The sequence below is a fragment of the Streptosporangium sp. NPDC004631 genome, from assembly GCF_053601935.1.
Map to the genome: position 1 here is coordinate 1 of NZ_JBSGCR010000077.1, position 1,525 is coordinate 1,525.

Below are 1,525 nucleotides of genomic sequence, written 5' to 3' on the forward strand. Positions count from 1 at the left end.
CGGAGACGGGCCGGGTGCAGCACCGGCTCCGAGAGCCTCCCTCGCGGGTCGGGGTGTATTTCCTGCCGGCGATGTGCCTGTTTCCGGAGGTCGGCTATCGGCTGGTCTGGGACAAGATGACGAGCGCTCTGGCGGGGCTGCCCGCTGTTGTCTCACCGACCGCGAAGGCGTTACGCGACCTGCGCCGCCGGGTGGGCGGCGGGCCGATGCAGGCGCTGTTCGAGGTGCTGTGCGGCCCGCCGGCGCGGCCGGTGACGCCTGGGGTGCGGTTCGGCCCCTACCGGACGGTCTCCTTCGACGGCTGCAGCTCGCTGAAAGTCCCCGATACCGGCCGGAACCGGGCTTGGCTCGATCGGCCGGCCCATGGCGGCTATCCCCAGCTGGAGCTGATGACCCTGGTGAAGACCGGCACCCGGGCGATGATCGGCGCGGTGTTCGGGCCCACCGCCACGGGCGAGACTGAATACGCCAAGCGGCTGCTGCACCTGCTGAGGCCGGCATGCTCGTGCTGCGGGATAAGGGATTCGACGGTAACGATTTCCTAGCCGCGGTGACGGGCACCGGAGCCCAGGTCGTCGGCCGCCTGCGCAGCAACCGCCGCACTCCGGTCCTGTCCCGCCTGGCCGACGGCTCCTACCTGTCGGTGATCGGCTCGATCTCGGTGCGGATCGTCGATGCCCAGATCACCGTGACCTGCACCGACGGCACCGTCTTTGACGCCTCCTACCGGCTGGTCACCACGCTGACCGACGCCCGCCGCCACCCGGCCGGTGCCCTGGTCTGCTTGTATCACCAGCGCTGGGAGCACGAATCGGCTTACTATGCGCTCCGGCACACGATCTTGCGCGGGCGCGTGCTGAGGTCGGGCGACCCAGTCGGCGTCGAGCAGGAGATGTGGGCGTTGCTCACGCTCCACCAGCTGCTGCGCACCGTCATGGTCGACGCCGCGCGGTCCCGCCATGGAACCGATCCCGATCGCTGCGGGTTCACCATCGCCTTCCACACTGCCCGTGACCTGGTGATCCAAGCCGAGGGCGTCCTGCCCGAAGCTCCCGACCTCACCGGAACGATCGGACGCCGGGTGCCGGCCAGGTTGCTCCCACCACGACGCCCACGCATCAGCACCCGCAAGGTCAAATCACCGATCTCCCGCTACGGAGAACGGCTGGACGATGGCCGGCCCGACACCAGCCGCGCCATCACCTGCCTCGACATCACCGTCCTGGAGCCTGCGCATAACCCGCCCCTCCCCGCCAAATCCCGAGACGACCGGCACACCAGCACGGCAAGCCGCCGTAGCACACAGGTCCTGGCCCTGCTCCACACCGAGCCCCACCGACACTGGAACGCCCGCGACATCGCCCACCACCTCGGCGACATCACTTTGAACACCATGTACCGGCAACTGTCGCGATGGGCCACAACCGGACTCATCCACAAGATCGGCCAAGGTCTCTACGCCGCCGTGCCCGACCCGCCGCTCCCTTGACAGACACCCGAAAACGCTAACTACCTGGCCTTGGGG

General features: G+C 68.7%; 2 protein-coding genes. Both read left to right on the top strand.

The annotated features are described in order from the left end of the window. On the top strand, positions 1-545 hold a 545-nt coding region (locus tag ACWEF2_RS31600; protein ID WP_453819908.1), incomplete at its 5' end, for a transposase domain-containing protein. A gap of 5 nt (positions 546-550) precedes the next feature. Further along, positions 551-1,489 carry a hypothetical protein gene (locus ACWEF2_RS31605; protein ID WP_453819909.1) on the top strand — a complete coding sequence of 313 codons (939 nt, stop codon included), beginning with the start codon at positions 551-553 and terminating at the stop codon, positions 1,487-1,489. The last annotated feature ends 36 nt before the right edge of the window (positions 1,490-1,525 follow it).